The organism is Burkholderia sp. ZZQ-2, from assembly GCF_050768715.1.
Classification (GTDB): Bacteria; Pseudomonadota; Gammaproteobacteria; order Burkholderiales; family Burkholderiaceae; genus Burkholderia; species Burkholderia cepacia.
Genome location: NZ_LDVA01000258.1, coordinates 1 through 5,037, shown reverse-complemented (window position 1 = coordinate 5,037; position 5,037 = coordinate 1). Strand labels below are relative to the sequence as shown.

Annotated in this window: 3 protein-coding genes; 2 read left to right on the top strand and 1 reads right to left on the bottom strand. The window is 66.4% G+C overall.

Features of this window, described 5'->3' with window-relative positions; translation table 11 throughout:
* A partial coding sequence (gene phnY, locus ABY44_RS18075) for a phosphonoacetaldehyde dehydrogenase (protein ID WP_431641527.1) occupies positions 1-1,374 on the top strand: 1,374 nt, incomplete at its 5' end.
* A gap of 45 nt (positions 1,375-1,419) precedes the next feature.
* Here phnY and ABY44_RS18070 read toward each other — a convergent pair.
* The gene (locus ABY44_RS18070; protein ID WP_060172521.1) at positions 1,420-3,654 is read right to left on the bottom strand and encodes a TonB-dependent receptor; all 2,235 of its coding nucleotides are present in this window, start codon (positions 3,652-3,654) and stop codon (positions 1,420-1,422) included.
* A 322-nt stretch (positions 3,655-3,976) separates the two neighbouring features.
* On the opposite strand from ABY44_RS18070, the gene ABY44_RS18065 reads away from it, so the two are divergent.
* Positions 3,977-5,037: asparaginase (locus ABY44_RS18065; protein WP_060172523.1), on the top strand; the 1,061-nt coding region annotated here is incomplete at its 3' end.

Sequence of the window (5,037 nt, the reverse complement as noted above, 5' to 3'; positions counted from 1 at the left end):
GACGCGGTGATCGAAGTGCGCAACCCGTACGACGGCGCGCTGGTCGGCACCGTGCCGAAGGCGACGCTCGACGACGTGCGGCGCGCGTTCGCGGCCGCGCGCGCATACCGGCCGGCGCTCACGCGCCACGATCGCGCGGCGATCCTGCGCCGCGCGGCCGACATCGTGCGTGCGCGCACGGCGGAGATCGCGGCGCTGATCACGGCCGAGGCCGGGTTGTGCATCAAGGATTCGACGTACGAGGCGGGCCGCGTGGCCGACGTGCTGACGTTCGGCGCCGGCGAAGTGCTGAAGGACGACGGACAGATCTTCTCGTGCGACCTGACCCCGCACGGCAAGAAGCGCCGCGTGTACACGCAGCGCGACCCGCTGCTCGGCGTGATTTCGGCGATCACGCCGTTCAACCACCCGATGAACCAGGTTGCGCACAAGATCGTGCCGTCGATCGCGACCAACAACCGGATCGTCGTGAAGCCGTCCGAGAAGGTGCCGCTGTCGTGCTACCTGTTCGCGGACATCCTGTACGAAGTCGGCCTGCCGCCGCAGATGCTGCAGGTGCTCACCGGCGACCCGCAGGAGATCGCCGACGAGCTGATCACGAACCCGGCGATCGACCTCATCACGTTCACGGGCGGCGTATCGATCGGCAAGTCGATCGCGGCGCGGATGGGCTACCGGCGCGCGGTGCTCGAACTCGGCGGCAACGATCCGATCATCGTGATGGAAGACGCCGATCTCGACGAAGCGAGCACGCTCGCGGTGTCGGGTTCGTACAGGAACTCGGGGCAGCGCTGCACGGCGATCAAGCGGATGCTCGTGCACGAGTCGGTGGCCGATCGCTTCACCGGGCTGGTCGTCGAAAAAACGCGTGCGTGGTCGTACGGCAATCCGGCCGATCCGTCGGTGGACATGGGTACGGTGATCGACGAAGCGGCCGCGAAGTTCTGCGAGCGGCAGGTGAACGACGCGATCGCGCGCGGGGCCCGGCTGCTGGTCGGCAACGTGCGCGACGGCGCGCTGTATTCGCCGACGGTGATCGATCGCGTGACGCCCGACATGCCGCTCGTGAAATACGAAACCTTCGGGCCCGTGTCGCCGATCATGCGTTTCCGCGACATCGACGAAGCGATCCGGATGTCGAACAGCACCGACTATGCGCTGTCGTCGTCGGTCTGCACGAACCGCTTCGATCACATCACGCGCTTCATCACCGAGCTGGAAGTCGGCAGCGTGAACGTGCGCGAAGTGCCGGGCTACCGGCTCGAACTGACGCCGTTCGGCGGCGTGAAGGATTCGGGGCTGGGGTACAAGGAAGGCGTGCAGGAAGCGATGAAGAGCTTCACGAACGTGAAGACGTATTCGCTGCCGTGGTGAGCGCGGCGAGGAGGGGCGTACCACGCCCCCCCGCCGCCAGCCGCGTTACTGATAGAAGTTGAGCGTGACCATCGCCGAACGGCCCGGCGCCCAGGTCGCGTAGATCGGGTACGCGCTCGCGTAATACTTCTTGTCGAACAGGTTCTGCACGTTCAGCTGGACGTCCATCGTCTTGTTCACGCGCCAGGTGGCGGCCGCGTCGAAGCGCGCGTAGCCGGGCGTCCATTTCTTCGTCGTCGCGGACACCGACGCATAGGTCTGGCTCATCACCGTCGCACCGGCGCCGAGCGTGAGCTTCGGCATCACGTCGTAGCTCGTCCACAGCGTGAAGTTGTGCTTCGGCACCATCACCATCGGCAGGCCCGATGCGCCCGGGTTGCCGGGGCCCGCGTCGGTCGTGATCGCGTTCAGGTACGAGTAGCCGCCGAACACGTGCCACTTCGGCGTCATGTTGCCCGCGAAGCCGAATTCGAAACCGCGCACGCGCTGCTTGCCCGCGTTGACCGTGTGACCGAGGCCGTCGCTCACGCGCGCGTTGGTCTTCTCGGTCTGGAACAGCGCCGACGTCAGCGACAGTTGATCCCGCAGCACGTCCCACTTCGCGCCGATCTCGATGTTGCGCGAGCGCTCCGGCGCGAGGTCCTGGTTCGTCGCGGTGATCTGGTCGGTACCGCCGCCGAGGCCGCCGTTCGACCCCGGCGGGTTCGACGACGTGCCGTACGACGCATACAGGCTCACGTTGCTCACCGGCTTGAACACGAGGCCGAACTGGTAACTGAACAGGTTCGACGTGTTCGACAGGTCGGCGACGCCGGCCTGCTTGCCGGTCGTGTCGTAGCGGTCGAAGCGCAGCCCCGTGTTGAACTGCCAGCGCTCGGACAGCTTCACGGTATCGAAGATGTACGCCGACACGGTGTCGGTGCGCGTGTTCGTCGTCGCGCCGGGGAAGCCCTTGTCGCCGTTCAGCACGATGCTGCCGGTCCACGGCATGTTCGGGTTCCAGCCGCCCGCGAGCGGCGTGCAGTTGCCGGCCACCGAGCACGGGCCGCCCGAGCGGATGTTGTGGCCGGCCGAATCCGACACGAGGTAGCCCTCGTAGCGCGCCTGTTCATGGCTGAACTCGACGCCGGCCGTCATCGTGTGCTTCATGCCGAACAGGCTCGCGCTGCCGGTCACCTCGGTCTGGTTCGAGAAGCCGTTGAGCGCGTACTTGCCGCTCTTTGCCTGCAGGCTCAGCATGTTCGGGTTCGACGCGAGGATCTGCGGGTTCGTCGCGACGTAATCGAGCGTCGAGCGGCCGAACATCGTCGTGTTCTTCAGCTTCCAGTCGTCGTTGAGCTTGTGCTCGACGCGCACTTCGGCGGTGTCGGTCTGCCCGTAGCGGTAGTCGCGCGTGTTCAACCCGAAGAACTGCCCGCGATCGGTCGGCACCGGCGTGCCGCCCGACGCGCGGAACGGCACGCTGAAGTCCGGCATGTCGTACGAGTTCATGTGGTAGTAGCTGATCGTGACCGTGGTCGGCGTATTCAGCCCGAACACGATCGACGGCGCGACACCCCAGCGCTTGTTGTATACGTCGTTGCGGCCGGCCTGGTTCGCGTCGTGACCCATCACGTTCAGGCGCACGGCCGTCGTGTCGTTGATCTTGCGGTTCGCGTCGACCGTCGCGCGCTTGTAGCCGTCGGTGCCGAAGCCGATGCTGCTGTTGATGAAATCGTCGTTCTTCGGCGTCTTCGTGACGATGTCGATGCTGCCGCCCACCGAGCCGCGGCCCGCATAGACCGAATCGGGGCCCTTGATCACGCTGATCTGCTCGACCGCGAACGTTTCGCGGTTCTGCAGCCCCGAGTCGCGCATCCCGTCGACGAAGATCGAGTTGCGCGATTCGAAGCCGCGGATCACCGGGCGGTCGGCCGACGGGTTCGCGGCCGCATCGCCGCCGAGGAACGTGATGCCCGGTACCGAGCGCAGCGCGTCCGCGAACGACGTGACGTTCTTTTCCTTGATCAGTTGCTCGGGGATCACCGTGACCGAGCGCGGCGTATCGAGCAGCGGCGCGGTGAACTTGTACGACGGCGATTGCTTCACCTGCATGTCCGACGGCGCGGACGACTGGATCGTGATCGTCGGCAGCGTCGCCTGCACGTCGGCGGACGGGGCCGGCCGGTCGGCGGCGGGGGGCGGTGCCGTTTCGGCGGAGGCGAGCAGCGGGGTCAGGAAAACGGAGCAGGTCAGCGCCGACACGAGGGCGCGAGGCCTCGTCTTGAACTGGGCGGGCATATCGAGAGGCAGCAGAAGATTCGGTGAGCAGGCGCGTCTTCTCGATGCAGGCCGGGCAGTGCGGAACATCGGAAAACGTCAATGTAAATGCGTATGATTCGCGTTTGCGGTCGCAATTCTACGGATTGGTACTAATTCTGTAAACGATTGAATGGTTTTTGTACTAATTCGGTCAGGTCTTCGTGGGGGCGCGATCGCCTTTGCGTCATATGCAACACCGCTTTCCATGGCCGGGCCGGCGCGTGGCGCGGCGACTCGCTACACTGCCGTACCGGTTGGAAGGGCCCCGGCAAGCAGGCCCCGAGCATGGAGACAACATAAGATGGACACCCAACGCGCAGCAGTCGTCACGTACCGCGGCAAGGCGATCGAGAACACGCACGTCGCCGATGTGGCGGTGGTCGATGCACGCGGCAGGCTGCTGGCCCGGTTCGGCAATCCGTTCCGGATGACGCTCGCGCGGTCGGCGGCGAAGCCGGCCCAGGCGCTGTCGGTGATCGAGACGGGCGCGCCCGAGCGCTTCGGCTTCGACGATGCGGACATCGCGCTGATGTGCGCGTCGCACAGCAGCGAGGACCGGCATATCGAACGCACGCGCGCGATGCTCGAAAAAGTCGCCGCGCACGAATCGGACCTGCGTTGCGGCGGCCATCCGCCGTTGTCCGACGCGGTGTACCGCGCGTGGATCAAGCGCGACTACACGCCGACCGGCGTATGCAGCAACTGTTCGGGCAAGCATGTCGGGATGCTGGCCGGCGCGCAGGCGATCGGCGCCGCGATCGCCGATTACCATCTGCCCGAGCATCCGATGCAGGTGCGCGTGAAACAGGTGATGGCCGATGCGTGCGGGCTGCGCGAGGACGAAGTGGGCTGGGCGATCGACGGGTGCAACCTGCCGACGCCGGCGTTTCCGCTGGACCGGCTGGCGCGCCTGTACGCATCGCTGGCCGACGGGGCGGATACGGTGGAGGCGGGCGGTGACGCAATCAGCGATCGCGTGCGCGCGCTGGCGCGCATTCATCGTGCGATGACCGCGTATCCGGAACTGGTGGCCGGCGACGGGCGCTATTGCACGGTGCTGATGAAAGCGTTCGACGGGCAGGTGGTCGGCAAGCTCGGCGCCGATGCGTGCTACGGGATCGGCGTGCGTGCGTCGGCGCGCACGCGGCAACTGGGCGCCGATGGCGCGCTCGGCATCTCGGTGAAGATCGAGGACGGCAATCTCGACGTGCTCTACATGGTCGTCAGCGAACTCCTCGAGCGGCTGCAGATCGGCACGGCCGAGCAGCGCGCGCAACTGGCCGCTTTCCATCGGCCGCCGATGCGCAACACGCAGGGCGTCGAGATCGGGCACGCCACGTTCCCGTTCGAATTGCAGCCGGC

What these genes read in the sequence shown, in the direction of transcription:
- ABY44_RS18070 (WP_060172521.1), bottom strand. Translation starts at nt 3,654, where the DNA reads ATGCCCGCCCAGTTCAAGACGAGGCCTCGCGCCCTCGTGTCGGCGCTG.